This is a genomic window from Pantoea sp. MHSD4, assembly GCF_021043305.1.
GTDB lineage: Bacteria > Pseudomonadota > Gammaproteobacteria > Enterobacterales > Enterobacteriaceae > Pantoea > Pantoea eucalypti.
Map to the genome: position 1 here is coordinate 194,884 of NZ_JAJNDH010000005.1, position 23,355 is coordinate 218,238.

Sequence of the window (23,355 nt, forward strand, 5' to 3'; positions counted from 1 at the left end):
GGCATTGTCGCGCAGGGAACGGCGACAATGCCGTTAGCGCGTTGATTGCAAAGGGTAAAAGTGTGGACAAAGCCGAAGCGCCGCAAGAAAAAAAGCAGTACCAGGAAATTGGTCAGCACCTGCGTCAGCAGATCAGTGACGGACACTATCCGGTGGGATCGCGCCTGCCGCCTGAACGTCAGCTGGCTGAAACCTGGGGCGTCAGCCGGACCATCGTGCGCGAGGCATTATTGATGCTTGAGCTGGAAGGTACGGTGGATATCCGTCAGAGCTCCGGCGTCTATGTAATGCGTATTCCTTCCGCCAGTGATGATGAAGAAGAGGCCTTTTTCCGCAGCGACGTAGGCCCGTTTGAAATGCTACAGGCGCGTCAGTTGCTGGAGAGCAATATTGCCGCCTTTGCCGCAAAAATGGCGACTAAAGCGGACATTGAAAATCTGCGACGTACGCTGGAACAGGAGCAACGTGCCATCGCCGCCAACGACAGCAGTCAGGACAACGACAAATTGTTTCATCTGCTGCTGGCGGGTGCGAGTCAGAATCAGATGCTGCTCGATACCGTTACCAGTATCTGGCGGCATCACGACAGCAGCCCGCTCTGGCAGCAGCTGCGCCCGCAGTTTGAAACCCGCGCCTATCGCCTGAAGTGGCTCGGCGATCACCAGACTATCCTGGCTGCTCTGCGTCGGCGCGATGTGATGGGGGCCTGGCAGTCGACCTGGCAGCACCTTGAGAATGTCAAAAATACGCTGCTGGAGCTTTCCGACGCCGATGCGCCTGATTTTGATGGCTACCTGTTTGATTCAGTCCCGATCTTTCAGGGGAAACTGATGTGATTGAGATTGTCTCGCTCAGTGATGCCCCACAGTTTGCCGATCAGATTATTGACTGGCAGTGGCGCGCATTTGGTGAAGCCAGTAGCCACGCGTTCTTTGCCAGTGTGGTGAACAGCAGCCTGAACGGTGCTGACTTCCCCGTAACCTTTGTCGCTCTGGAGGCGGGCAGGGCGGTCGGCACTGTAGGATTCTGGCGCTGCGACCTGATCAGCCGTCAGGATCTTTTCCCGTGGCTGGCGGCGCTCTATGTTGATGAGTCGTCGCGCGGCAAAGGTGTCAGCGAGGCGCTGCAGCAGCATGTGATGACTTATGCACAGGCGCGTGGCTATCCACGGTTGTGGCTCTGGTCAACGTTTGAGGGCTACTACGAACGGTCTGGCTGGCTGCCCCAGGGAGAGGCGCTGGAGTATCCGGATAAACCAGTAAAACTCTATTATCGCGATCTGTAAAAGAGGCCAGCCGCCAGGGCGGCAGCTGGCAAAGACACACTTATGGCGCCGGATAGGTATAGCGACGATGAATCGCCTCAATGCCTTCCAGAATCTCGGCATTTAAGGTCAGATTGAAACTGTCGATATTAATCTGCAGCTGTTCAAGCGTGGTGGCACCCAGCAGTGTGCTGGCCACAAACGGCTGCTGACGCACATAGGCTAAAGCCATCTGCGATGGGTCAATCTGATGCTGTTGCGCTAACGCCACATATTCTGCAACGGCCTGCTGTGACTGCTCGCCGCTGTAGCGGGTAAAGCGGCTGAACAACGTGTTACGTGCGCCCGCAGGCTGCGCGCCATTCAGGTATTTGCCACTTAGCGTACCAAACGCCAGGCTGGAATAGGCCAGCAGCTCCACGCCTTCATGCTGGCTGATTTCGGCCAGACCCACTTCAAAGCTGCGGTTCAGCAGGCTGTAGGGGTTCTGAATGCTGACAATGCGCGGCAGCTCATGCTTCTCTGCCAGTTGCAGATAACGCATCACGCCCCATGCCGTTTCATTCGACACGCCAATATAACGAATCTTACCGGCGCGCACCTGTTCGGCCAGCGCTTCCAGCGTCTCCAGCAGTGTGACCTGTGCTGTGGTTTCGCTGTACTGATAGCCAAGCTTGCCAAAAAAGTTGGTCTGACGCTGAGGCCAGTGCAGCTGGTAAAGATCAAGGTAGTCGGTATTCAGGCGCTTCAGACTGGCATCGAGCGCGGCACGGATATTTTTACGGTCCAGCGCCATATCCGGGCGAATGGACGCATCATTGCCGCGCGACGGTCCGGCGACTTTACTGGCCAGAATGATTTTGTCGCGGCTGCCGCGCTGTTTGAGCCAGCTGCCAATATATTGTTCGGTCAGACCCTGGGTTTCCGGGCGCGGTGGCACTGGATACATCTCGGCAGTATCAATAAAGTTGATGCCGGAACGGAGTGCTAAATCCAGTTGAGCATGGGCGTCGGCTTCGCTGTTCTGTTCGCCAAACGTCATGGTACCCAATCCCAGCTGACTCACTTCCAGCGTGCTGTGAGGAATACGATGATAGTGCATTGCCAGCTTCCTTTTCTTTATGGAATGGAATGTTGTGTTCTCAGGGACTATAGCGCGAGCAATGGCGGGGAAGGAAGGCGGAAAAGTCGGGGAAATCGCCTGCCAGCGGGGAATTGATGGCAGGCGATTAAACAGGGCACTTAACGTTCAATGATTGTTGAAACCTCATCGCTGTTAATCTGCACCATGTGACCCGTCTGATCCGTGTACTCAACCAGACCGGTCTCTTTATCAATGCTTGGCTTACCTTCGGTCATAATCATACGACCATCTTTAGTCGCCATGACATAATCAGAACTGCATCCACTTAAGAATGCTGCGGTTACCATCACCAGTGCTACTCCTGCCAACCCTTTCATCACGCCTTATCCTCACAAATGGTCACGTGCAAACAGTGTAGTAATAAATGTTTTTGCCGGCAGGGTTAATCGCAGAAATCTGAAAGTAACCGGGCGAGCAGGCTCGCCCTTGACTTTATCAGGCGTGCTTTTTCTTACTGCGCATCAGGTTAAGACACTCAACCGCCATCGAGAAGAACATCGCGAAATAAATGTAACCTTTTGGTACATGGACCGCAAAACTCTCCAGAATCAGGGTAAAACCGACCAGAATCAGGAAGGAGAGGGCCAGCATTTTCACCGACGGATGGCGTTCAACAAACTCACCAATGGCGCGCGCGGCGAACATCATCATCAGCACCGCAATGACGACGGCTGCCATCATAATGAACAGATGATCGGAGAGGCCGATAGCGGTGATAACAGAGTCGAGACTGAAAATAATGTCGAGCATCATAATCTGTACAATCGCGCCGAGGAACGAATGAACGCGGGTGTTATGTTCGCCTTCACTGCCTTCGATCGTTTCATGGATCTCCATGCTCGATTTCCACAGCAGGAACAGTCCACCAAACAGCAGAATCAGATCGCGCGCTGAAAACGCATGATCCATCAGCGTAAACAGCGGATTAGTCAGACGGGCAACCCACGCAATAGAGGCCAGCAGGCCAAGACGCATCAGCATCGCGCCCATCAGACCAATGCGACGTGCGCTGGCTTGCTGGTGCTTTGGCAGTTTAGCGACCACCAGCGACAGGAAAATGATGTTATCAATACCCAGCACCACCTCAAGGATGGTCAGGGTGCCCAGCGCCAGCCAGGCGTTGGGATCAGAAATCCACTCAAACATACCGACATTCAATCCTAAACGAAAAGTAAACGGCGATTATACGCATTCAATTCACCGAACTCCCACAAAATTGCGATTAGCCAGCGCGAGTGGCGCGATTCATAAGAGAAAATGCCGCGCCAGCAGTGGCCCGGTGAAGCTTTTTTTAAGGTAGAAGCCGCGCGGCAAGGTCATAATTGGCTGGCCCTGATCGCCAATACCTTCTGTCAGCGCCTTACTGTTGGCGGCTTTCGGGCGGATTTGCAACCAGGCACCATGCCGTGCGGTAATCTGCTCAACGCGTCCCAGTACAATCATATCCATCAACTCTTCCCAGTCCTGACGCAGCATCTCATCTTCTTCTGCATCCGGGCTCCATAACAGCGGCGCGCCCACACGACGTTCCCGCAGCGGAATCTCACGCCCGCCTTCAACCGGAATCCACAACACCCGCGCCAGTTTATGGCGCACATGACTGGTGAGCCAGGTGACGCCGCTGTTGCCGGTCAGCGGGGCGACGCAGACAAAGGTGGTTTCCAGCGGTTTTCCCTGCGCATCAATCGGGATGGTTTTCAGTTCGATACCCAGATGGGCAAAGTCCTGTTCCGCTTTGCTGCCCGCGCTGGCACCAAGATGTAACTCCAGCAGCATGCCGACCCAGCCTTTATCACGTTTAAGATCCGCAGGCATGGGCAGCCCGGCGCGAGCGGCCAGCGTTTCCAGTGTTAATCCGGCTAAATCCTGCGCACGTGCCAGCAGGCTGGCTTCATCGTCAGGTGGTCCTGGCAGATAACTCATGTTGATAACTCGCAATGATTAAAATTTGTACAGTTGCGGGTGAGGAAATCCTTTCACTAAAATTCACCGCATCAGGGATCGATAATAACATGATAGATCGCACTTTTTTTAACGGATAACCCTTGCGCCATCATCAGGCAGGCATTGTTATCCCAGCTTACGCGCAACAATGAACAGGATCTCCATCCCGGTTATCCACAGAAAAATGGGATAACCCCCGTATTGGTGCGGTACTGGTTCCATTTACAGCCTTGACTTTTCTTTGTCTGAGCATAATTTCGCCGCTCTGACCTAACCCTGAGCGATTATCTGTGGATAAAAAAGGGTGTGGTTATCTTTTAATCAATTGTCAGTTGTCGCGAGAATATTGGCAGTTTATGAAAGTCTCAGGGAGAGCCAGAATGATTTATTTTCATTAATTATCATAAGGATGCGTTGTTGGCTCTTTTGAGTCATTCTGCGAGCAGTGAAAATGTTATTCAGTTAACTCCCGCGTTCTGCACAAAGCTATCCACAGAAAAAGTGAATAAGATCGATCTTTTTCACGCTGTTTGTTTATAACTTTGCCGTTTTCTGTGAGTTATCCCGCATTTGATGGTCTGATACCCCATGAATCCAGTGGTTTACCGCCTGTAAGGAGTGTGAAACAATCAGCCCATTCAAATTTTGCTTTGAGGTAGTCCGGTGATCGATGATGATGGCTACCGCCCGAATGTTGGTATCGTAATCTGTAACCGGCAGGGACAAGTGTTATGGGCCAGGCGCTTTGGACAGCACTCCTGGCAATTTCCTCAGGGAGGCATCAATCCCGGTGAAACCGCAGAACAGGCGATGTATCGCGAACTGTTCGAAGAAGTCGGATTGCATCGGAAAGATGTTCGAATACTTGCCTCTACCCGCAACTGGTTACGTTACAAGTTGCCAAAACGTTTGGTGCGTTGGGACACAAAGCCGGTATGTATCGGCCAGAAACAAAAGTGGTTTCTTCTGCAGTTAATGTGTAATGACGCGGATATCAATGTGCAGCGCAGCAGCACGCCTGAATTTGATGGCTGGCGCTGGGTCAGCTTCTGGTATCCGGTGCGTCAGGTTGTCTCCTTCAAGCGCGATGTTTATCGTCGGGTAATGAAGGAATTCGCTGGCGTGGTGATGTCTATGCAGGAGAGTGCGGGGCAGCGAAATAATCCTGCCCATCGTCGTAAGAGAGGATAGGCCACGCCCTTTATGCTCACTCAGTTGCGTGAAATTGTAGAAAAAGTGGCGAGTGCGCCGCGTCTCAATGAAGCACTCGACATCCTGGTCAATGAGATCTGTCTGGCGATGGATACGGAAGTCTGTTCCGTTTACCTCGCCGACCAGGACCGTCGCTGCTATTACCTGATGGCGACGCGCGGACTCAAAAAACCGCGTGGCCGCACCGTAACGCTGGCTTTCGACGAGGGTATCGTCGGTTTAGTGGGCCGTCTGGCCGAACCGATTAACCTTGCTGACGCCCAAAGCCATCCCAGCTTCAAATATATCCCCGCAGTGAAAGAGGAGCGCTATCGCTCCTTCCTCGGTGTGCCTGTTATCAGCCGCCGCCAGCTCCTTGGCGTGCTGGTGGTGCAGCAGCGCGAACACCGTCAGTTTGATGAAAGCGAAGAGTCATTTCTGGTCACGCTGGCTACGCAGATGGCGGCTTTGCTGTCGCAATCTCAAATGGGCCAACTGTTTGGCCAGTTCCGACAGACCCGGGTGCGTGCGATTGCGGCAGCGCCTGGCGTGGCGGTAGCACCAGGCTGGGTCGATGAGACGCAGCCACTGCTTGATCAGGTCTCAGCCGCCTCAACGCTGGATGTTCATCGTGAACGTGAGCGTCTGTCGCTCGCCATGAGCGAAGCAACCAATGAATTTCGCCGTTTCAGCAAACGTTTCAGCGCCAGCGCACAAAAAGAGAGCGCGGCCATTTTCGATCTCTACTCTCACCTGTTAACCGATGCCCGTCTGAAGAAAGATCTGTTCGATGAGATCGAGCGCGGATCGGTCGCGGAATGGGCGGTGAAACAGGTGATCGAGAAGTTTGCTGAACAGTTCGCCAGCCTGACTGACAACTACCTGCGTGAACGTGCAGGCGATCTGCGGGTGCTGGGCCAGCGCCTGCTGTTCCACCTCGATGACACCCTGGTCGGCACCAATGCCTGGCCGGAACGCTTTGTGCTGGTGGCCGATGAGCTGACCGCCACGACCTTAGCTGAGCTGCCGCAGGAGCGGCTGGCGGGCGTAGTGGTGCGTGACGGTGCAGCCAACTCCCATGCGGCGATCCTGACCCGCGCGATGGGGATCCCGACAGTCATGGGCGCTGACATCCAGCCTCATCAGCTCAACAAACGCCTGCTGATCGTCGACGGTTATCGCGGTGAGCTGCTGATCGATCCTGAGCCGGTGCTGGTCCAGGAGTATCAGCGGCTGATCAGCGAAGAGAACGCGCTGAGCAAAATGGCGGAAGGCGTGGTCGATCAGCCGGGTGAGCTGAAAAGTGGCGAGCGCGTGCAGGTGATGCTCAACGCTGGCTTAAGCCCGGAACATGAGCAGACGGTGGGCGACTGGGTGGATGGCATCGGTCTCTACCGCACCGAAATCCCGTTTATGCTGCAGAATGGCTTCCCGTCGGAAGAGGAGCAGGTGGCTCAGTATCAGGGTATGTTGCAGCTGTTTCGCAACAAGCCAGTGACGCTGCGAACGCTGGATGTGGGTGCCGATAAACAGCTGCCTTACATGCCGATCAGTGAAGAGAACCCCTGCCTGGGCTGGCGCGGCATTCGCCTGACGCTGGATCAGCCGGAAATCTTCCTGGTGCAGGTACGCGCAATGCTGCGCGCCAACGCCGCCTCGGGCAACCTCAGTATTCTGCTGCCGATGATCAGTCATATCGACGAAATCGATGATGCAAAAGAGCTGATCGATCGCGCCGGTCGCGAAGTGGAAGAGATGCTGGGCTTCCCGATTCCCAGACCGCGTATCGGGATCATGATCGAAGTGCCGTCGATGCTGTTTATGATCCCGCATCTGGCGTCACGCGTCGATTTTGTCTCGGTCGGCACCAACGACCTGACGCAGTATCTGCTGGCGGTGGACCGCAATAACACCCGTGTTGCAAACCTTTATGACTCGCTGCATCCGGCGATGCTGCGCGCGCTGAATGCGATTGCACAGGAAGCCCGCCTGGCCAATCTGGAATTGTGCCTGTGTGGTGAAATGGCGGGCGATCCGATGTGTGTCGCACTGCTGGTTGGCCTGGGGTATCACCATCTCAGCATGAACGGTAAAAACGTACCGCGCGTTAAATACCTGCTGCGCCATCTGGATCACGAAGAAGCGCAGAAGCTCAGCGAGCAGGGGATGAAGGCCGACACCGCCACGGAAGTGCGCCATCTGGTCTCGGCCTTTATGGAGCGGCGTGGATTAGGCGGGCTGATTCGCGGTGGTCGTTAGTACCACACCGGCTCAGGCTTTGCGCGTTATCCGCCTTTACATTTGCAAGACAATTCAGAAAACCGGCTGTGCTATTATGCGCAGCCTTAATTTATGTGCCTGACAACGCCCCTTTTCAGGGTTGAAAAATAGACGGTGAATGATGAATAACGGCTATATTGCATTTCCGCAGTTCGATCCAGTGATCTTCTCGCTCGGACCGGTTTCGCTTCACTGGTACGGTCTGATGTATCTGGTGGGCTTTGTTTTCGCCATGTGGCTGGCTGTACGTCGTGCCAATCAGCCTGGCAGCGGCTGGAAAAAAGAGGAAGTTGAGAATCTGCTTTATGCAGGTTTCCTGGGTGTATTCCTGGGCGGACGTATCGGCTATGTGCTTTTCTACAACTTACCGCTGTTTCTGGAAAATCCACTCTATCTGTTTAAAGTCTGGGATGGCGGCATGTCGTTCCACGGTGGCCTGATCGGGGTGATTGTGGTGATGCTGGTCTTTGCCCGCCGTACCAAACGACATTTCTTCCAGGTTGCTGATTTCATTGCGCCGCTGATCCCGTTTGGTCTGGGTGCTGGTCGTCTCGGTAACTTCATTAACGGCGAGCTCTGGGGCCGTGTCGATCCGGGCTTCCGTTACGCTATGCTGTTCCCGGGCTCCCGCAGCGAAGATGTCGCGCTGGCCGCCACCAATCCACAATATCAGGCGCTGCTCAACACCTATGGCGTACTGCCGCGTCATCCTTCCCAGCTCTATGAACTGGCGCTGGAAGGCGTGGTGCTGTTCATCATCCTGAACCTGTTTATCCGTAAGCCACGCCCGATGGGTAGCGTCTCTGGCCTGTTCCTGATTGGTTACGGCGCTTTCCGTATTATCGTTGAGTTCTTCCGCCAGCCGGATGCCCAGCTTGGCCTGTTTGAAGGCGGAATCAGTATGGGACAGATCCTCTCTGTGCCAATGATTGTTGCCGGTATTATTATGATGATCTGGGCGTATCGTCGTCGCCCGCAGCCACAATTTCGCGAGGAAAAATGAAACAGTATCTGGATTTAATGCAACATGTGCTGCACGAAGGCACACCAAAAGCTGACCGTACCGGCACCGGTACGCTTTCAATTTTTGGCCACCAGATGCGTTTCAATCTGCAGGATGGTTTTCCGCTGGTCACCACCAAAAAATGCCATATCCGCTCCATTATTCATGAGCTGCTGTGGTTTCTGAAAGGTGACACCAACATCGCTTATCTCAGGGAAAACAAGGTCTCAATCTGGGATGAGTGGGCGGATGAGAACGGCGATCTCGGCCCGGTCTATGGTAAGCAGTGGCGTAGCTGGGGAACAGCCAGCGGTCAGGAAATTGACCAGTTAAGTCAGGTGATGGAGCAGCTAAAGCGCGATCCTGACTCTCGCCGGATTATCGTGTCAGCCTGGAACGTCGGTGAACTCAGTGAGATGGCGCTGGCTCCCTGCCACGCGTTCTTCCAGTTCTACGTGGCGGACGGCAAGCTCTCCTGCCAGCTTTATCAGCGCTCGTGCGATATCTTCCTGGGCCTGCCGTTTAACATTGCCAGCTATGCGCTGCTGGTGCATATGGTGGCGCAGCAGTGCGATCTGCAGGTGGGCGATTTCGTCTGGACCGGCGGTGATACGCACCTCTACAGCAACCATCTGGAACAGGCGCGTCTGCAGCTGACTCGTGAGCCACGTCCGCTGCCAAAACTTGTTATCAAACGCAAACCGGCATCACTGTTTGATTATCAGTTCGACGATTTCGAGATTGAAGGCTACGATCCCCATCCTGCGATCAAAGCCCCTGTCGCTGTCTGATTTGCGATAGATAGAAAATAACGCCCTGGCAACCTCGCCGGGGCTTTTTTTTGCCTGCAAACCGGCAAATCTGCGGCACCGCTCGTTCTTTTTTGCCACTGTCTGCTGATGGGGCATATTCTCTGCAATGCGCTTTCCAGTCTGCTACAACACGCCTTGTTTCACCTTTTCATACCCCGCACTCTGCAGTGATGAAAACAGCATACTTACGTGGTTTTACTCTGCCGGAACTGCTGCTGGTGATGGTCATTGCTGGCATGCTGAGTCTTGCCGCGATGAATGGCTGGCAGCGCTGGCAACAGCGGCAGGCGCTACTTGACAGCGCTCAGCAACTGCAGGGATTTCTGCTACGGCTGCGCGCCCAGGCCAACCGGCAGAATAGCGACCTGGTGCTATGGTCACAGCCTGGCGAGCCCTGGTGTATCGGTGCCGGAAGCCGCCCTGTGACGGGTTGCGGTAACGGGAAACGGCTGTATTTCATCGCGCCGCACCCGGATGTTGTGTTCTATGGCATCCGGGGTGAACCGGGTTTCTATGGCCGCCGCAATGTCGCCAGAGCGGGCAGCATTGAACTGGGAAATCGCGCCGGACGCATACGTCTGATTATCTCAGCCAGAGCCCGTATTCGCCTCTGCATGATCGATGAGGAAACATGCCGTTGAAAATCGCAGGATTCAGCCTGCTGGAGATGCTGATCGCCATGGCAATCAGCGCCGTCATCATGCTCAGCGTTGGCCGTTTTCTGCCATTGCTGCTGGCAGAGAACGCGGATGTGCTGCAACGGGCACAGCTGCGTCAGGAGTTACAGCAGATGATGGCAACGCTGGAAAAGTCGGTGCGGCGTGCGGGTTATTGTCACGGTGAATGTGCCAGGGAGGCACTGAAAATCAGTGAAAATTGCCTGCTGCTGCGCTGGGATGAAAACAGCAACGGTCAATGGGAAGGGGTGAGCCATGCAGAAAGTGACTATTACGGTTATCGCCTGCGACAACAGCAGCTTGAGATGCAGCGTGGTGTTGAGCAGTGTCAGTCAGCAGGCTGGGAGCGGCTCTCCGATCCCGCGTTTATGACGCTGGAGCAGTTCAGCGTGAGCCAGCAGGGCAGGCAGGTCAGGATAGTGTTGCAGGGTCGGGCCGGTCGCTGGCTTGAAACCGTGGAGAGCTGGATTGAGGGAGAGAACCTGTGAAGCAGCGAGGCAGCAGCGCCATGGGCATGGTGTTAATGATTATGGTCATCGGGAGTTTTACGCTGCACGCCAGCCGAAAGATGTCAGAGCAGGGAATGCGACTGCTGGCCGATGAGCAGCAGTTTGTGCAGGATTTCTGGCGGGCGCAGTCGGCGCTGCAATGGGGTTTATCCCTGAACTGGCCAGCCAGTGAGGCGGCCCGCTGTCAGCAGGATGATCGCCAGGGCTGGCGCAGCTGTTTACAACGAGGAGAAAAGGATGAAGGTCTGCTTAAAGGTGAGGCAAGCGGCAGTGGCATGGCGGTCTGGCATTGGGTCCGGCTACAGGGCAATCAGATTACCGCGTTGCCGCATGGCTGGATCGACTATTGCCCGCTCACGCCTCCGGCAGCCTGTTTGTAAGCGCGATGGATTCAGCCTGCCGGAAGTGTTGTTTGCTCTGCTGTTAATGGCATTAAGCAGCAGCACCCTGTTTCACTATCATCGCGCACTGGCAGTGGGATTCAGCCAGCAATGGTATCAGCGTGAGGCATGGCGGGTTGCTGAGCAACGTCTGGCAGGGCATGAAGTGGCAGGCTGGAAATCCACGCTGCAAGAGCAGAGCAGTCCCTCAGGCTGCACTCTGGAGCGGGCTGACGTAACGGGGCCTTATCAGCGTAGTGCCAGCCTGACACGCCTGCGTTGTTAAACGTCGCGGGTCGCCCTTTTGATGGGTTTCAACGGCGATACGCGGTAAAGTGAGTGCCGCAATACCGCAGTCATGTTCTGAGTTATCACAGGAGTTTTCATGTTTCACGTTTATCACTCAAATCAGCTTGATGTTCTGAAAATTCTGGCGGCTGCGGTGATTAAACATGATCCTCTTGATGATCCTTTCGCCTCAGAAATGGTGCTGGTGCAGAGCCCGGGGATGGCGCAGTGGCTGCAAATGGAGCTGGCGCAAACCTTTGGTATTGCGGCCAATATCGAATTCCCGCTGCCTGCCAGTTTTATCTGGGAGATGTTCGTCCGCGTTCTGCCTGATGTTCCGGTTGAAAGTGCCTTCAGTAAGGCCAGCATGGGCTGGAAGCTGATGCACCGGCTGCCGGTGATGCTGGAGCAGGAAGAGTTCACCTCTTTACGCCACTATCTCCATGACGACGGGGATAAGCGAAAGCTGTTTCAGCTCAGCGCCCGCGTAGCCGATCTGTTCGACCAGTATCTGGTCTATCGCGCCGACTGGCTCAATAGCTGGGAGCGTGGCGAAACCATTGAGGGGCTGGGCGAGGCGCAGCGCTGGCAGGCCGCACTGTGGCGCGATCTGGTGAGTTATACCCAGGCGCTGGGGCAGCCTGAATGGCACCGTGCCAACCTCTATTCACGATTTATCCAGACGCTTGAGCAGGCGAAAAGCACGCCGGAAAATCTGCCCAAACGCGTCTTCATCTGTGGCATCTCTGCGCTGCCGCCGGTTTACCTGCAGGCGTTGCAGGCGCTGGGACGGCACATCGACATCCATCTGCTGTTCACCAATCCCTGCCGCGATTACTGGGGCGACATTCAGGACTATGCGTTTCTGGCAAAACTGCAAAGCCGTCAGCGCCGACGTCATGGTGCTGATGAATCTCGCGGACTCTTCCGGGATGCAGAGCAGGCACCCGCGCTGTTTAACGACGCGGGTGAACAGCAGCTGACCAATCCGTTGCTCGCCTCATGGGGCAAGCTGGGGCGCGATAACCTGTTTCTGCTCAGTCAGATGGACTCTAACGACGATATCGATGCGTTTGTGGATGTCGAGCCAGACAACCTGCTGCACTGCATGCAGCACGATCTTCTCAATCTGCAGGATAACGCCGTTATCGGCTTGAATGCGGCGGAACTGGCGCACAGCGATCAGAAGCGCTGCCTGGATCCGGCGGATCGCTCAATTGCGGTGCAGGTCTGTCACAGCGCCCAGCGTGAAGTTGAAGTATTGCAGGATCATCTGCTGGCGATGATGGAGGCCGATCCGACGCTGAAAGCGCGTGACATCATCGTCATGGTGGCGGATATCGACGCCTACGCCCCGTTTATTCAGGCTGTGTTCGCCAACGCACCTGCCAATCGCTACCTGCCGTTTGCCATTTCAGATCGCCGTGCCAGTCAGGCGCATCCGGCCATTGTCGCGTTTCTTCATCTGCTGGCACTGCCGGACAGCCGTTTTGTTTCAGAGGATGTACTGGCGCTACTGGATGTTCCGGCGCTGGCCTCCCACTTCGCCATTGATGAAAGCGGCCTGCGCTTACTGCGGCGCTGGGTCAGCGAATCGGGTGTGCGCTGGGGGCTGGATGATGCCAGTGTTGAAGCCCTTTCACTTCCTGTCACCGGGCAGCACACCTGGCGTTTTGGCCTGCAGCGTATGCTGCTGGGCTATGCGATGGAGAGCCACAATGGAGACTGGGAGGGGATTCTGCCTTATGACGAGTCGGGCGGTCTGGCAGGCGAACTGGCGGGCCATCTGGCAGAGCTGCTCTCCCGGCTTAATCACTGGCGACAGCGGCTGGCTGAACCGCGGCCACTGGCGGCCTGGCTGCCCCTGTGCCGGGAACTGCTGAACGCCTTTTTCAGCCCCGATGCAGAAACCGAGGCCGCCTTGCTGCTGGTGGAAGAGCAGTGGCAGCAATTGATTGAATATGGCATGGATGCACGGTTTAAAGAGGCGATTCCAGTGGCGCTGTTGCGCGATGATCTGCGTAGCCGGCTTGATCAGCAACGCATCAGCCAGCGATTCCTGGCAGGACAGATTAACTTCTGTACCCTGATGCCGATGCGCTCCATCCCTTTTCAGCTGGTCTGTTTGCTGGGCATGAATGACGGCGTCTATCCGCGCACCCTGGCGCCATTAGGCTTTGATCTGATGCAGCAACAGTCCCGCAAAGGCGATCGCAGTCGCCGCGATGATGACCGCTACCTCTTCCTGGAAGCGATGATTTCGGCACAGCGGCAGCTCTATATCAGCTATATCGGCCGGGCGATTCAGGATAATACGGAACGCTACCCTTCGGTGCTGGTCACAGAATTACTGGAGTACATCGGACAAAGTTTTTATCTGGACGGTGATGGGCACCTTGAGCTGGATGAGAGTGCTGAACGGGTGCGGATGCATTTGCAGCACCTGCACAGCCGGATGCCCTTTGCTGCGGAGAACTTTAAGCCGGCGGCCAGACTGCAGAGTTTCGCGCGTGAATGGCTGCCTGCCGCGCAGGGGATGGGGCAGCCCCAGCCCGATTTTGTTCAGCCACTTGAGGCGCCGGTAACGGATGCGCTGACACTGGAGGCGCTTCTGCGCTTCTGGCGGCATCCGGTGCGTGCCTGGTTTCATCAGAGGCTTGGCGTGAGCTTCTGGCTGGAGGAGGACGAACTGCCCGACAGCGAGCCGTTTGCGCTCGACAACCTGGAACGTTATCAGATCAACGCACAATTGCTGAATGCTCTGGTCGAAGGCGAGGATACGCAGCGGCTCTATACATACCATCGTGCGGCCGGCAATCTGCCTTATGGCGCCTTCGGTGAGCTGTTCTGGCAGGCGCAGCGTGATGAGATGCAGGAAGTGGCGGCAGAAGTCGTGACGCAACGCAGCGACGGCGAGAGCTGGGAAGTGAATCTGCAACTTGAGCAGGTCAGCTTAACCGGCTGGCTGACACAGGTGCAGGGTGATGGATTACTGCGCTGGCGACCTGGCGTGCTCAATATAAACGACGGACTGCTGCTCTGGCTGGAGCACCTGGTTTACTGCGCGCTGGGAGGCACCGGCAGCAGCCGGATGTTTGGCCGGCAGCAAAGCCGCTGGTGTTTCCTTGCCGTACCGCAACAAGAGGCGATCGCTGCCCTGAATGAGTATGTCGCTGGCTATCTTGCCGGTATGCGTCAGCCGCTGATGCTGCTTAACAGGAGCGGCGGCGCATGGCTCACCGCCAGCTACGACAAAAAAAGTCAGCAGTTGCTGACTGATGAGGCGACTCAGCTCAAGGCGCGCAATCGCCTGCTGACGGCCTGGTCTGGCAACTATCAGGTTGAGGGTGAAGGCAGCGATCCCTATCTGCAACGTCTTTGCCGGGTACTGGATGTGCCACAATTACAACAGATAACTGAGGCGGCACAGCGCTGGTATTTACCGGTGCTGGCTGCACATCAGGATGATGAATAGCCATCAGAAAGCGTTTTGCTAACTGATTCATTACACAGCAATTTTGCTCTGCTTTGAGCCGCCGTGTCCGATATTGGCGGCTTATCGGGAAATGAAAGGGGTTTACATGCGGGTACACGCACGCTGGATAGCGGCGCTAATGTTAAGCCTGGTGGCTTGCACGGCACAGGCGCAGACATCTTCAGGCTGGCAGCCAGTTAACGACACCATTCACAAAAGTGAACAGGATCCTCGTCATTATCAGGCTATCCGGCTGGACAACGGGATGACGGTATTACTGGTTTCCGATCCTGTGGCGCCGAAATCGCTGGCGGCGCTGACGCTGCCGATAGGATCGCTGGACGATCCCGATCAGCAGGCGGGGCTGGCGCACTACCTTGAGCATATGGTGCTGATGGGCTCAAAACATTATCCGCAACCCGACAATCTGGCTGAATTCCTGAAAAAGCATGGCGGCAGCCACAACGCCAGCACGGCCTCTTACCGCACCGCTTTTTATCTGGAAGTGGAAAACGATTCGCTGGAGCCTGCGGTGGATCGCCTGGCGGATGCCGTGGCCGAGCCGCTGCTGGATCCGGTTAATGCCGACCGTGAGCGCCATGCTGTGAATGCGGAGCTGACCATGGCCCGCTCGCGTGATGGCCTGCGTATGGCACAGGTCGGTGCTGAAACCCTGAACCCGGCACATCCGGCATCACGTTTCTCGGGCGGCAATCTTGAAACCCTGAAAGATAAACCCGGCAGCAAACTGCACCAGGCGCTGCTCGATTTTTACCATACTCATTACTCCGCCAACCTGATGAAGGCGGTGATCTACAGCAATAAACCGCTGCCGGAAATGGCGTCAATTGCAGCTAAAACCTTTGGGCGGGTACAAAATCATAATGCCAGCGTGCCAGACATTACGGTGCCGGTGGTGACCGATGCCCAGCAGGGCGTCATTATTCATTACGTTCCTGCACAGCCGCGCAAGCAGCTTAAAATTGAGTTCCGCATTGCCAACAACAGCGATCGCTTCCGCAGTAAAACCGACACGCTGATTAGCTACTTAATCAGTAATCGCAGTAAAAACACGCTCACCGACTGGCTGCAAAAACAGGGACTGGCCGATGGAGTGAATGCAGGCGCGGACCCAATGACCGAGCGTAATAGCGGCGTGTTTGCTATTACCGTCTCACTCACGGATAAAGGCCTGGCACAGCGTGATGACGTGGTGGCGGCGATCTTCAGCTACATCAATCTGCTGCGTCAGCAGGGCGATGATAAGCGTTATTTCGACGAAGTTTCACACGTGCTGGCACTCGACTTCCGCTACCCCTCTATTACCCGCGATATGGATTATATTGAATGGCTGGTTGATACCATGCTGCGCGTGCCGGTGGAAGATACGCTGGATGCACCTTATCTGGCGGATCAGTACGATGCCGCGGCGATCAAATCCCGGCTTGAAGAGATGACCCCGCAGCATGCGCGAATCTGGTACATCAGTCCGCAGGAGCCGCACAATAAAACCGCCTATTTTGTGGAAGCGCCTTATCAGGTTGAGAAGATCACGCCACAAACGTTTGCCGACTGGCAGCAGCGCGCCAGTCAGATTTCGTTGGCGATGCCAGTGCTGAACCCCTATATCCCGGATGACTTCACCCTGTTGCCATCAGACGGTAAAACGTATCAGCATCCGGTGAAGCTGGATAACGAAGATGGTATGCGCATTTACTGGATGCCCAGCCGCTATTATGCCAGCGAGCCCAAAGCGGCCATAACCCTCGCGTTACGTAACCGGCATGCGATCAGCGATGCCCGTCAGCAGGTGCTGTTTGGCCTCAATGACTACCTCTCAAGTCTGGCACTGGACACGTTAAACTCACAGGCCTCGGTGGGCGGCATCAGCTTCTCAACCGGTGAGGATGACGGGCTGGTGTTTAGCGCCAGTGGCTTTACTCAACGCCTGCCCACGCTGCTGAAGAAACTGGTAGAAGGTTATGCCACCTTCCAGCCGACAGAACAGCAGCTGGCGCAGGCTAAATCCTGGTATCTGGAGCGGCTGGACGCGGCGGAGAAAGGCAAGGCGTTTGAACAGGCGATTCAGCCGATGCAGTTGCTCTCACAGTTGCCTTATACCCAGCGCGAAACCCGTCGCAAGCTGGTGAGCCAGCTCACACTGAAGGATGTAACGACCTATCGCGACTCACTGTTCCGCGACGCGACCCCGGAGATGCTGGTGGTGGGTAATCTCAGTGCGGAGAGTGTGAAGCAACTGGGACATGAGCTTAAACAGCAGGTGCAGAGTAATGCGACCCGCGACTGGCACAGCCAGTATGTGGCCATTAAAAAACCGCTGAAAGCCAACCTGCAACAGCAGGGCAGCAGCACTGACTCCGCCCTTGCCGCGCTCTATGTTCCTCTGGGATACAGCGAATATCAGAGTATGGCGCACAGTTCTATGCTGAGTCAGATTGTGCAGCCCTGGTTCTACAATCAGTTGCGCACCAAAGAGCAGCTCGGCTATGCCGTCTTTGCCTTCCAGATGCCAGTGGGCCGTCAGTGGGGCATCGGTTTCCTGCTGCAGAGTAATAGCAAGCAACCGGGCTGGCTATTGCAGCGCTATCAGGCCTTCTATCCGCAGGCAGAAAAGCGTCTTCGCAGCATGAGTCAGGCAGACTTTGTTCAGTATCAGCAGGCGATGATCAATGATTTGCAGCAGCGTCCTCAGACGCTCTTTGAGGAAGCGGACCGTTATAGCCGCGACTTTGATCGACAGAATGATCTGTTTAACACCCGGCAAAAAATGGCCGAGCAGGTGGCGCGCTTAACCCCGGCCAGCCTGGCTGACTTTTTCCGGCAGGCGGTGATCGAACACAAGGGCATGGTGATGACGTCGCAGATTGCCGGCACCGGCAACGGCAAGGTTGAATTTGCCCGCCAGCCTGGCTGGAAAACCTGGAAAGAACTGGCGAAACTGCAGCAGGCGCTGCCGGTTAAGAGTGAGACCCAATGACGCAGTTACCGCCCGTATCGCTGAATCCCTTAACGCTGCCGCTCAGAGGCGAGCGGCTGATTGAGGCATCAGCAGGCACCGGAAAAACCTTTACCATTGGTCTGCTCTATCTGCGCCTGCTGCTGGGGCTGGGCGACGAAAACGCGTATAGCCGGCCACTCTCGGTAGAAGAAATTTTAGTGGTGACCTTCACCGAGGCCGCGACGGCGGAGTTACGCGGCCGCATCCGCGAAAATATTCATCAGCTGCGGCTGGCCTGTATTCGCGGCGAAAGCCGCAATCCGATGCACCAGTTGCTGCTGGCGCAGATGCCCGATCTGAGTCAGGCCGCTGCGCAGCTGCTGGCGGCTGAACGCCAGATGGATGAAGCCGCCATCTTCACCATTCACGGCTTCTGTCAGCGAATGCTGAATCTCAACGCGTTTGAATCGGGCATGCTATTCGAGCAGGAGTTGATAGAAGATGAACAGGCACTGCTCAAGCAGTCCACTGCCGATTTCTGGCGGCGTCAGTGCTATCCACTCAGTCTGGATGTGGCACGGATTATCGCCGCAGAGTGGAGCGGACCCGACAGCCTGCTGACGACACTGCGCCCCTGGCTACAGGGTGAGTCGCCAGTGCTCAAACGGCCGCCCGCTGCCGATGAGGATCTGGCGTCACGTCACGCCCGCAATCTGGCGCGCATCAACGCCATGAAGCAGCAGTGGCAGGCGCTGAGCGCCGATGTTGAAGGGATGATCAGCGCATCTGGCGTTGATAAGCGTAGCTATAGCAGTAAACACCTGCCCAACTGGGTCGCCCGCGTCACGCAGTGGGCCAGCAGCGAAACGCGTGATTATCAGTTGCCTAAAGAGCTGGAGCGTTTTGGACAGCAGGTGCTTGATGAGAAAACGAAAAAGGGTGAAGCACCGCGCCATTCGCTGTTTGAGGCTGTTGATCAGTTTCTGGCAGAACCGCTGTCGCTGCGGGATGTGATCATTGCGCAGGCGCTGACCGATGTACGAGCCACAGTTCAGCGCGAGAAACGGTTACGTGCGCTGTTAGGTTTCGATGACCTGCTCAGTAAGCTGGATGAAGCGTTGCAGCAGCCGGGCGGCGTGTTGCTGGCTGAAACTATCCGGGCGCGTTTCCCGGTGGCACTGATTGATGAATTTCAGGATACCGATCCACAGCAGTATCGCATCTTCCGTACGCTCTACATTAATCAGCCAGAACAGGCGCTGTTTCTGATCGGTGACCCCAAGCAGGCCATCTATGCGTTTCGCGGTGCGGATATTTTTACCTACTTGCGGGCCAGAAACGAAGTCAGTGCTCACTACACACTTGATACTAACTGGCGTTCTTCACCTGAGATGGTCGAGAGCGTTAACCGCCTCTTTTCGCAGATCGATTCGCCTTTTCTGTTCTCGGCGATCCCCTTTCAGCCGGTAATGCCCGCTGCGCCCAACCAATCACTGAAGCTGATTTTTGACGAGCAGCAGCAACCGGCGTTACGGTTCTGGCTGCAGCCCGGTGAGGGCGTCGGTAACAGCGATTACCAGCAGTTTATGGCGCAACAGTGTGCGGCGGATATCAGCCGCTGGCTGGTGGCCGGACAGCAGGGACGTGCCTGCCTGGGCAAAGGCGACGCGCTACAGCCAGTGCGGGCTTCTGATATTACCGTGCTGGTGCGCAGTCGCAATGAGGCCGGTTTGATTCGCGACGCGCTGAATGCGCTGTCAATTCCCTCAGTCTATCTCTCCAGCCGGGACAGCGTTTACACCACGCCGGAAGCGCGCGAATTACTCTGGTTACTTCAGGCGATTCAGGCTCCTGAACAGGAACGGCTGCTGCGTAGCGCACTGGCGACCTCTATTTTTGCTATTGATGCCGCGACGCTGGATGCGCTGACACAGAATGAACGCGAGTGGGATGCGCTGGTGGAGCAGTTTGCCGTCTGGCAGCAGTTGTGGCACCAGCACGGCGTTTTACCGATGCTGCGTGATGTCATGATCAAGCGGCAGCTGGCGGAAAATATGCTGGCCTCGGAGAACGGGGAACGTCGCCTGACGGACCTGATGCATCTGGGTGAACTGCTGCAGGAAGCTTCAGTACAGCTGGAGAGTCCTCACGCCCTGGTGCGTTTTCTGGCGCAGCAGATTGCCCGACCAAACAGCCAGGCCGCCAGCCAGCAGCTGCGTCTGGAAAGCGACCGCCATCTGGTGCAAATCGTCACCATCCACAAATCGAAAGGGCTGCAGTATCCCCTGGTATGGCTGCCGTTTGCTGCCGGATTCCGCGAGGCGGCCAGCGCGCTTTATCACGATCGTGACAACTTCATGGCGCTGCTTGATGTGCAGGGCGATGCACAGAGTCTGGCGTTAGCCGAAGAGGAGCGTCTGGCGGAAGATTTGCGTCTGCTCTATGTGGCGCTGACCCGCTCGATCTATCACTGCAGCGTCGGCATTGCACCGCTTATTAAAGGCACCCGAAAAAAAGAGGGCGAAAGCGATCTGCACAAAAGCGCGCTCGGGTATCTGGTGCAGCAGGGTGAGGCGGCGGATGCGCAGCAGCTCAGCCAGAAACTGAATGCGCTGACCGGTGAGGGGATTGCGCTGGTTGAAGCCGATCTGATGCCGGGAGAAAGGTGGCAGGACGCTGAGCACGGCAATGAGGTATTGAGCAGTCGCGACGTGACCCGCGCACTGGCGGATGCCTGGCGGGTCACCAGCTATTCCGGCCTGCAACAGCATCACAGCTCGTCACTTCTTGATGCATTGCCAAACTTCGATATTGATGCGGCGGGCGAGGACGAGAGTGGTGAAGAGGCTGCATTGACACCGCACCATTTTCCGCGCGGTGCGGCGCCGGGCACCTTCCTGCACGGTTTGTTTGAGTCGATCGACTTTACCGAACTGCCGGATCGCGTCTGGCTGGAGGATCAGCTGCAGCATAATGGCTATCCGTCAGACTGGTTACCGGTCCTGGAACAGTGGATTGAGCGGGTATTGCATACGCCGCTTAACGCGGAAGGGCTGACGCTATCGGCAATTAAAAGCAGCGAACGACTGATCGAAATGGAGTTCTATTTGCCGATCAACAATCTGCTGACGGCGGCCGATCTTGACGATCTGCTGCGCCAGCACGATACACTCTCTCAGCAGGCCGCTCCGCTGGATTTCCGCCAGGTGCGCGGCATGCTGAAGGGCTTTATCGATCTGGTCTTCCGCTGGCAGGGAAAATATTATCTGCTCGATTATAAATCGAACTGGCTGGGAGAGAGTCACGCCGCTTATACGCCCGAGGCGATGGCGCAGGCGATGATTGGCCACCGCTACGATCTGCAGTATCAGCTCTATACGCTGGCGCTGCATCGCTATCTGCAGCATCGCCTGCCGGACTATGACTATCAGCACCATTTTGGTGGGGTGTTTTATCTGTTTTTACGCGGGATGGATGGCAGCTCGGCGGACAACGGCATTTTTGCCACCCGACCTTCCGAAGCTTTTGTGGAAGAGATTAATGCGCTGTTTGGTGAAACCGGGGAGATGCTATGAGTGACATGCTGAGTCTGCTGCTGCAGGCGGTTGAGAAGCGTCTCCTGCGGCCGCTGGATATTCAGTTTGCCCGTCTGGTGGCGACAGAATCACAACCTGCGCTGCTGCTTGCCGCTGCCTGCATCAGCGCAGAGGCGGGAGAAGGTCACGTCTGTCTGCCGCTGAGCAACCTCTGTGAAGACAGTCTGTTTGCCGGGCGTCAGCCTGCGCTGGCCCAGGCCATCTGGCAGGCAGCGGGTAAGCCGGATGACTGGTTATCACACTTCGCTGACTGGCCGGCGGTGAGTGATGGCAGCCGGGTGACACCACTGGTGCTCAGCAACCAGCGTTTATATCTGCATCGGCTTTGGCAAAGCGAAGGCCGCGTTGTCGATTTTTTTGCTGCCCATGAAGTGAAAACCGCGTTTGATATCCGTGCCGCAGGAGATGTCCTTAACAGCCTGTTTGACGACCAGCCAGAGAACTGGCAGAAAATTGCTGCAGCAGTGGCGCTGACCCGCAAAACAGCAGTCATTTCCGGCGGGCCAGGCACCGGCAAAACCACCACCGTAGCGAAACTGCTCGCCGCCCTGATTCGACTGAATCCGGGCGCGCTGCGCATCCAGCTGGCGGCACCGACGGGCAAAGCTGCCGCGCGGCTGACCGAGTCACTGGGCAGGGCACTGCAGGATCTGGCCGTCAGCGACGAAGAACGGCAGCGTTTTCCTGCGGAAGCCACTACGCTGCATCGCCTGCTGGGCGCTCAGCCGGATACCCAGCGGCTACGCTACCATGCCGGTAATCCGCTGCATCTGGATGTGCTGGTTGTCGATGAAGCGTCGATGGTCGATCTCTCAATGATGGCAAAACTGATCGCCGCGCTGCCTGCCCATGCCCGCGTAGTGTTTCTGGGCGATCGCGATCAGCTGGCCTCTGTTGAAGCCGGTGCGGTGCTGGGAGATATCTGCCGCTGCACGGAAAGCGGCTACAGCCTGGCGCGGGCAGAACAGCTCGCCCAGCTGACCGGCTGCACGTTGCAGGGCAGTGACGATGCGCAGGCACCAGCAGTGCGCGACAGCATCTGCCTGCTGCAAAAGAGTTATCGGTTTGACGCCGCATCCGGCATCGGCCAGCTGGCAAAAGCGATCAATCAGGGTGATGCCGACCGGGTCAGAGCGGTGTTTGCAGCGGCCCATAAAGATGTCAGTTACCAGCCGCTGAACAGCGCAGAAGCCTATCAGGGAATGCTGGACGAAGTCGCACAGGGCTACCAGCCCTTCCTGCAGCTCATCAGGCAGCACGCACCACCCGCTGAGATCATAACCGCTTTTGGTCGTTATCAGCTTTTGTGCGCGTTACGTGACGGACCCTTTGGCGTTCAGGGTTTGAACCAGCGTATTGAGCAGCGACTGATGCAACTGCAGCGCATCCGGCGTCCTGGCATGGGTAGCCGCTGGTATGAAGGTCGTCCGGTGATGATTACCCGAAACGACAGCGCACTCGGCCTGTTTAATGGCGATATCGGCATTACGCTGCGGGATGAAGAGGGCAACCTGAAAGTCTTTTTCCCGCTACCCGATGGGTCGATCAAGGCAATTCAGCCGAGCCGGTTGCCTTCACATGAAACCGCCTGGGTGATGACGGTGCATAAATCGCAGGGGTCGGAGTTTGATCACACCGCGCTTGTGATGCCCACGCAGTTTTTGCCGGTTCTGACCCGTGAACTGGTCTATACCGCGATTACCCGTGCGCGTAAACAACTGACTATTTACAGTGAACCTGGCGTGTTTCAGCGTGCCGTGCAGCAGCAAACGCAGCGGCGCAGCGGTCTGGTAGAGCGACTGGCGGAAACGCGCTGAGAAGAGAGGGACAGAT

The 23,355-nt window shown here is 56.3% G+C and carries 18 protein-coding genes; 14 read left to right on the forward strand and 4 right to left on the reverse strand.

What is annotated here, in order from left to right; translation table 11 throughout:
• Positions 1-62: 62 nt before the first annotated feature.
• Together LQK91_RS16375 and LQK91_RS16380 are read left to right on the forward strand one after the other, a co-directional pair.
• A complete protein-coding gene (locus LQK91_RS16375; protein WP_003853961.1) occupies positions 63-836 on the forward strand; it encodes an FCD domain-containing protein in 774 nt (257 codons plus the stop codon).
• Positions 833-1,285 (forward strand): GNAT family N-acetyltransferase, encoded by a 453-nt coding sequence (locus LQK91_RS16380; RefSeq protein ID WP_003853959.1) that lies wholly within the window; start codon positions 833-835, stop codon positions 1,283-1,285. The genes LQK91_RS16375 and LQK91_RS16380 overlap by 4 nt, the downstream gene beginning before the upstream one ends.
• Before the next feature lie 40 nt (positions 1,286-1,325).
• Here the strand turns inward: LQK91_RS16380 and LQK91_RS16385 are convergent, their stop codons facing one another.
• The 4 genes from LQK91_RS16385 to mutH form a co-directional block, all read right to left on the reverse strand.
• The gene (locus tag LQK91_RS16385; RefSeq protein WP_003853957.1) at positions 1,326-2,366 is read right to left on the reverse strand and encodes an NADP(H)-dependent aldo-keto reductase; all 1,041 of its coding nucleotides are present in this window, start codon (positions 2,364-2,366) and stop codon (positions 1,326-1,328) included.
• 140 nt (positions 2,367-2,506) lie between these two features.
• On the reverse strand, positions 2,507-2,725 hold the full coding sequence (locus LQK91_RS16390; protein WP_003853956.1) for a YgdI/YgdR family lipoprotein: 219 nt from the start codon (positions 2,723-2,725) through the stop codon (positions 2,507-2,509).
• 118 nt (positions 2,726-2,843) lie between these two features.
• A complete protein-coding gene (locus tag LQK91_RS16395; RefSeq protein ID WP_003853954.1) occupies positions 2,844-3,554 on the reverse strand; it encodes a TerC family protein in 711 nt (236 codons plus the stop codon).
• A 99-nt stretch (positions 3,555-3,653) separates the two neighbouring features.
• The gene (mutH, locus tag LQK91_RS16400; RefSeq protein WP_078804927.1) at positions 3,654-4,331 is read right to left on the reverse strand and encodes a DNA mismatch repair endonuclease MutH; all 678 of its coding nucleotides are present in this window, start codon (positions 4,329-4,331) and stop codon (positions 3,654-3,656) included.
• 684 nt (positions 4,332-5,015) lie between these two features.
• On the opposite strand from mutH, the gene rppH reads away from it, so the two are divergent.
• The 12 genes from rppH to recD all read left to right on the forward strand — a co-directional run bounded on the left by rppH (position 5,016) and on the right by recD (position 23,339).
• Entirely contained in the window at positions 5,016-5,543 is a 528-nt protein-coding gene (rppH, locus tag LQK91_RS16405) for an RNA pyrophosphohydrolase (protein WP_003853952.1), read from the forward strand.
• Positions 5,544-5,555: 12 nt separating this feature from the next.
• Complete coding sequence (gene ptsP / locus LQK91_RS16410; RefSeq protein ID WP_003853951.1) at positions 5,556-7,802, forward strand: phosphoenolpyruvate--protein phosphotransferase; 2,247 nt, start codon at positions 5,556-5,558, stop codon at positions 7,800-7,802.
• A 142-nt stretch (positions 7,803-7,944) separates the two neighbouring features.
• Entirely contained in the window at positions 7,945-8,826 is an 882-nt protein-coding gene (lgt, locus tag LQK91_RS16415) for a prolipoprotein diacylglyceryl transferase (RefSeq protein ID WP_003853950.1), read from the forward strand.
• Positions 8,823-9,617: a thymidylate synthase gene (gene thyA / locus LQK91_RS16420; protein WP_008925655.1), complete on the forward strand. Its 795-nt coding sequence runs from the start codon at positions 8,823-8,825 to the stop codon at positions 9,615-9,617. The genes lgt and thyA overlap by 4 nt, the downstream gene beginning before the upstream one ends.
• A gap of 191 nt (positions 9,618-9,808) precedes the next feature.
• Positions 9,809-10,279 (forward strand): prepilin-type N-terminal cleavage/methylation domain-containing protein, encoded by a 471-nt coding sequence (locus LQK91_RS16425; RefSeq protein WP_008925654.1) that lies wholly within the window; start codon positions 9,809-9,811, stop codon positions 10,277-10,279.
• A complete protein-coding gene (locus tag LQK91_RS16430; protein WP_105099874.1) occupies positions 10,270-10,803 on the forward strand; it encodes a prepilin peptidase-dependent protein in 534 nt (177 codons plus the stop codon). The genes LQK91_RS16425 and LQK91_RS16430 overlap by 10 nt, the downstream gene beginning before the upstream one ends.
• Complete coding sequence (locus LQK91_RS16435; protein WP_231001647.1) at positions 10,800-11,204, forward strand: DUF2509 family protein; 405 nt, start codon at positions 10,800-10,802, stop codon at positions 11,202-11,204. Before LQK91_RS16430 ends, LQK91_RS16435 begins: the two co-directional genes overlap by 4 nt.
• 46 nt (positions 11,205-11,250) lie before the next feature.
• Positions 11,251-11,490, forward strand: a complete 240-nt coding sequence (locus tag LQK91_RS16440) for a prepilin-type N-terminal cleavage/methylation domain-containing protein (protein ID WP_314510525.1) — start codon at positions 11,251-11,253, stop codon at positions 11,488-11,490.
• Positions 11,491-11,589: 99 nt separating this feature from the next.
• Positions 11,590-14,967 (forward strand): exodeoxyribonuclease V subunit gamma, encoded by a 3,378-nt coding sequence (gene recC, locus LQK91_RS16445; RefSeq protein WP_105099872.1) that lies wholly within the window; start codon positions 11,590-11,592, stop codon positions 14,965-14,967.
• 106 nt (positions 14,968-15,073) lie between these two features.
• Positions 15,074-17,965, forward strand: a complete 2,892-nt coding sequence (ptrA, locus tag LQK91_RS16450; protein WP_105099871.1) for a pitrilysin — start codon at positions 15,074-15,076, stop codon at positions 17,963-17,965.
• On the forward strand, positions 17,962-21,501 hold the full coding sequence (gene recB, locus LQK91_RS16455) for an exodeoxyribonuclease V subunit beta (RefSeq protein ID WP_105099870.1): 3,540 nt from the start codon (positions 17,962-17,964) through the stop codon (positions 21,499-21,501). The genes ptrA and recB overlap by 4 nt, the downstream gene beginning before the upstream one ends.
• A complete protein-coding gene (gene recD, locus LQK91_RS16460; RefSeq protein ID WP_105099869.1) occupies positions 21,498-23,339 on the forward strand; it encodes an exodeoxyribonuclease V subunit alpha in 1,842 nt (613 codons plus the stop codon). The genes recB and recD overlap by 4 nt, the downstream gene beginning before the upstream one ends.
• Positions 23,340-23,355 lie beyond the last annotated feature (16 nt).

Coding starts and splice junctions, on each gene's coding strand:
- LQK91_RS16385 (WP_003853957.1), bottom strand. CDS start 2,366: ATGCACTATCATCGTATTCCTCACAGCACGCTGGAAGTGAGTCAGCTG.
- LQK91_RS16390 (WP_003853956.1), bottom strand. CDS start 2,725: ATGAAAGGGTTGGCAGGAGTAGCACTGGTGATGGTAACCGCAGCATTC.
- LQK91_RS16395 (WP_003853954.1), bottom strand. CDS start 3,554: ATGTTTGAGTGGATTTCTGATCCCAACGCCTGGCTGGCGCTGGGCACC.
- mutH (WP_078804927.1), bottom strand. CDS start 4,331: ATGAGTTATCTGCCAGGACCACCTGACGATGAAGCCAGCCTGCTGGCA.
- ptsP (WP_003853951.1), top strand. CDS start 5,556: ATGCTCACTCAGTTGCGTGAAATTGTAGAAAAAGTGGCGAGTGCGCCG.
- lgt (WP_003853950.1), top strand. CDS start 7,945: ATGAATAACGGCTATATTGCATTTCCGCAGTTCGATCCAGTGATCTTC.
- thyA (WP_008925655.1), top strand. CDS start 8,823: ATGAAACAGTATCTGGATTTAATGCAACATGTGCTGCACGAAGGCACA.
- LQK91_RS16425 (WP_008925654.1), top strand. CDS start 9,809: ATGAAAACAGCATACTTACGTGGTTTTACTCTGCCGGAACTGCTGCTG.
- LQK91_RS16430 (WP_105099874.1), top strand. CDS start 10,270: ATGCCGTTGAAAATCGCAGGATTCAGCCTGCTGGAGATGCTGATCGCC.
- LQK91_RS16440 (WP_314510525.1), top strand. CDS start 11,251: ATGGCATTAAGCAGCAGCACCCTGTTTCACTATCATCGCGCACTGGCA.
- recC (WP_105099872.1), top strand. CDS start 11,590: ATGTTTCACGTTTATCACTCAAATCAGCTTGATGTTCTGAAAATTCTG.
- ptrA (WP_105099871.1), top strand. CDS start 15,074: ATGCGGGTACACGCACGCTGGATAGCGGCGCTAATGTTAAGCCTGGTG.
- recB (WP_105099870.1), top strand. CDS start 17,962: ATGACGCAGTTACCGCCCGTATCGCTGAATCCCTTAACGCTGCCGCTC.
- recD (WP_105099869.1), top strand. CDS start 21,498: ATGAGTGACATGCTGAGTCTGCTGCTGCAGGCGGTTGAGAAGCGTCTC.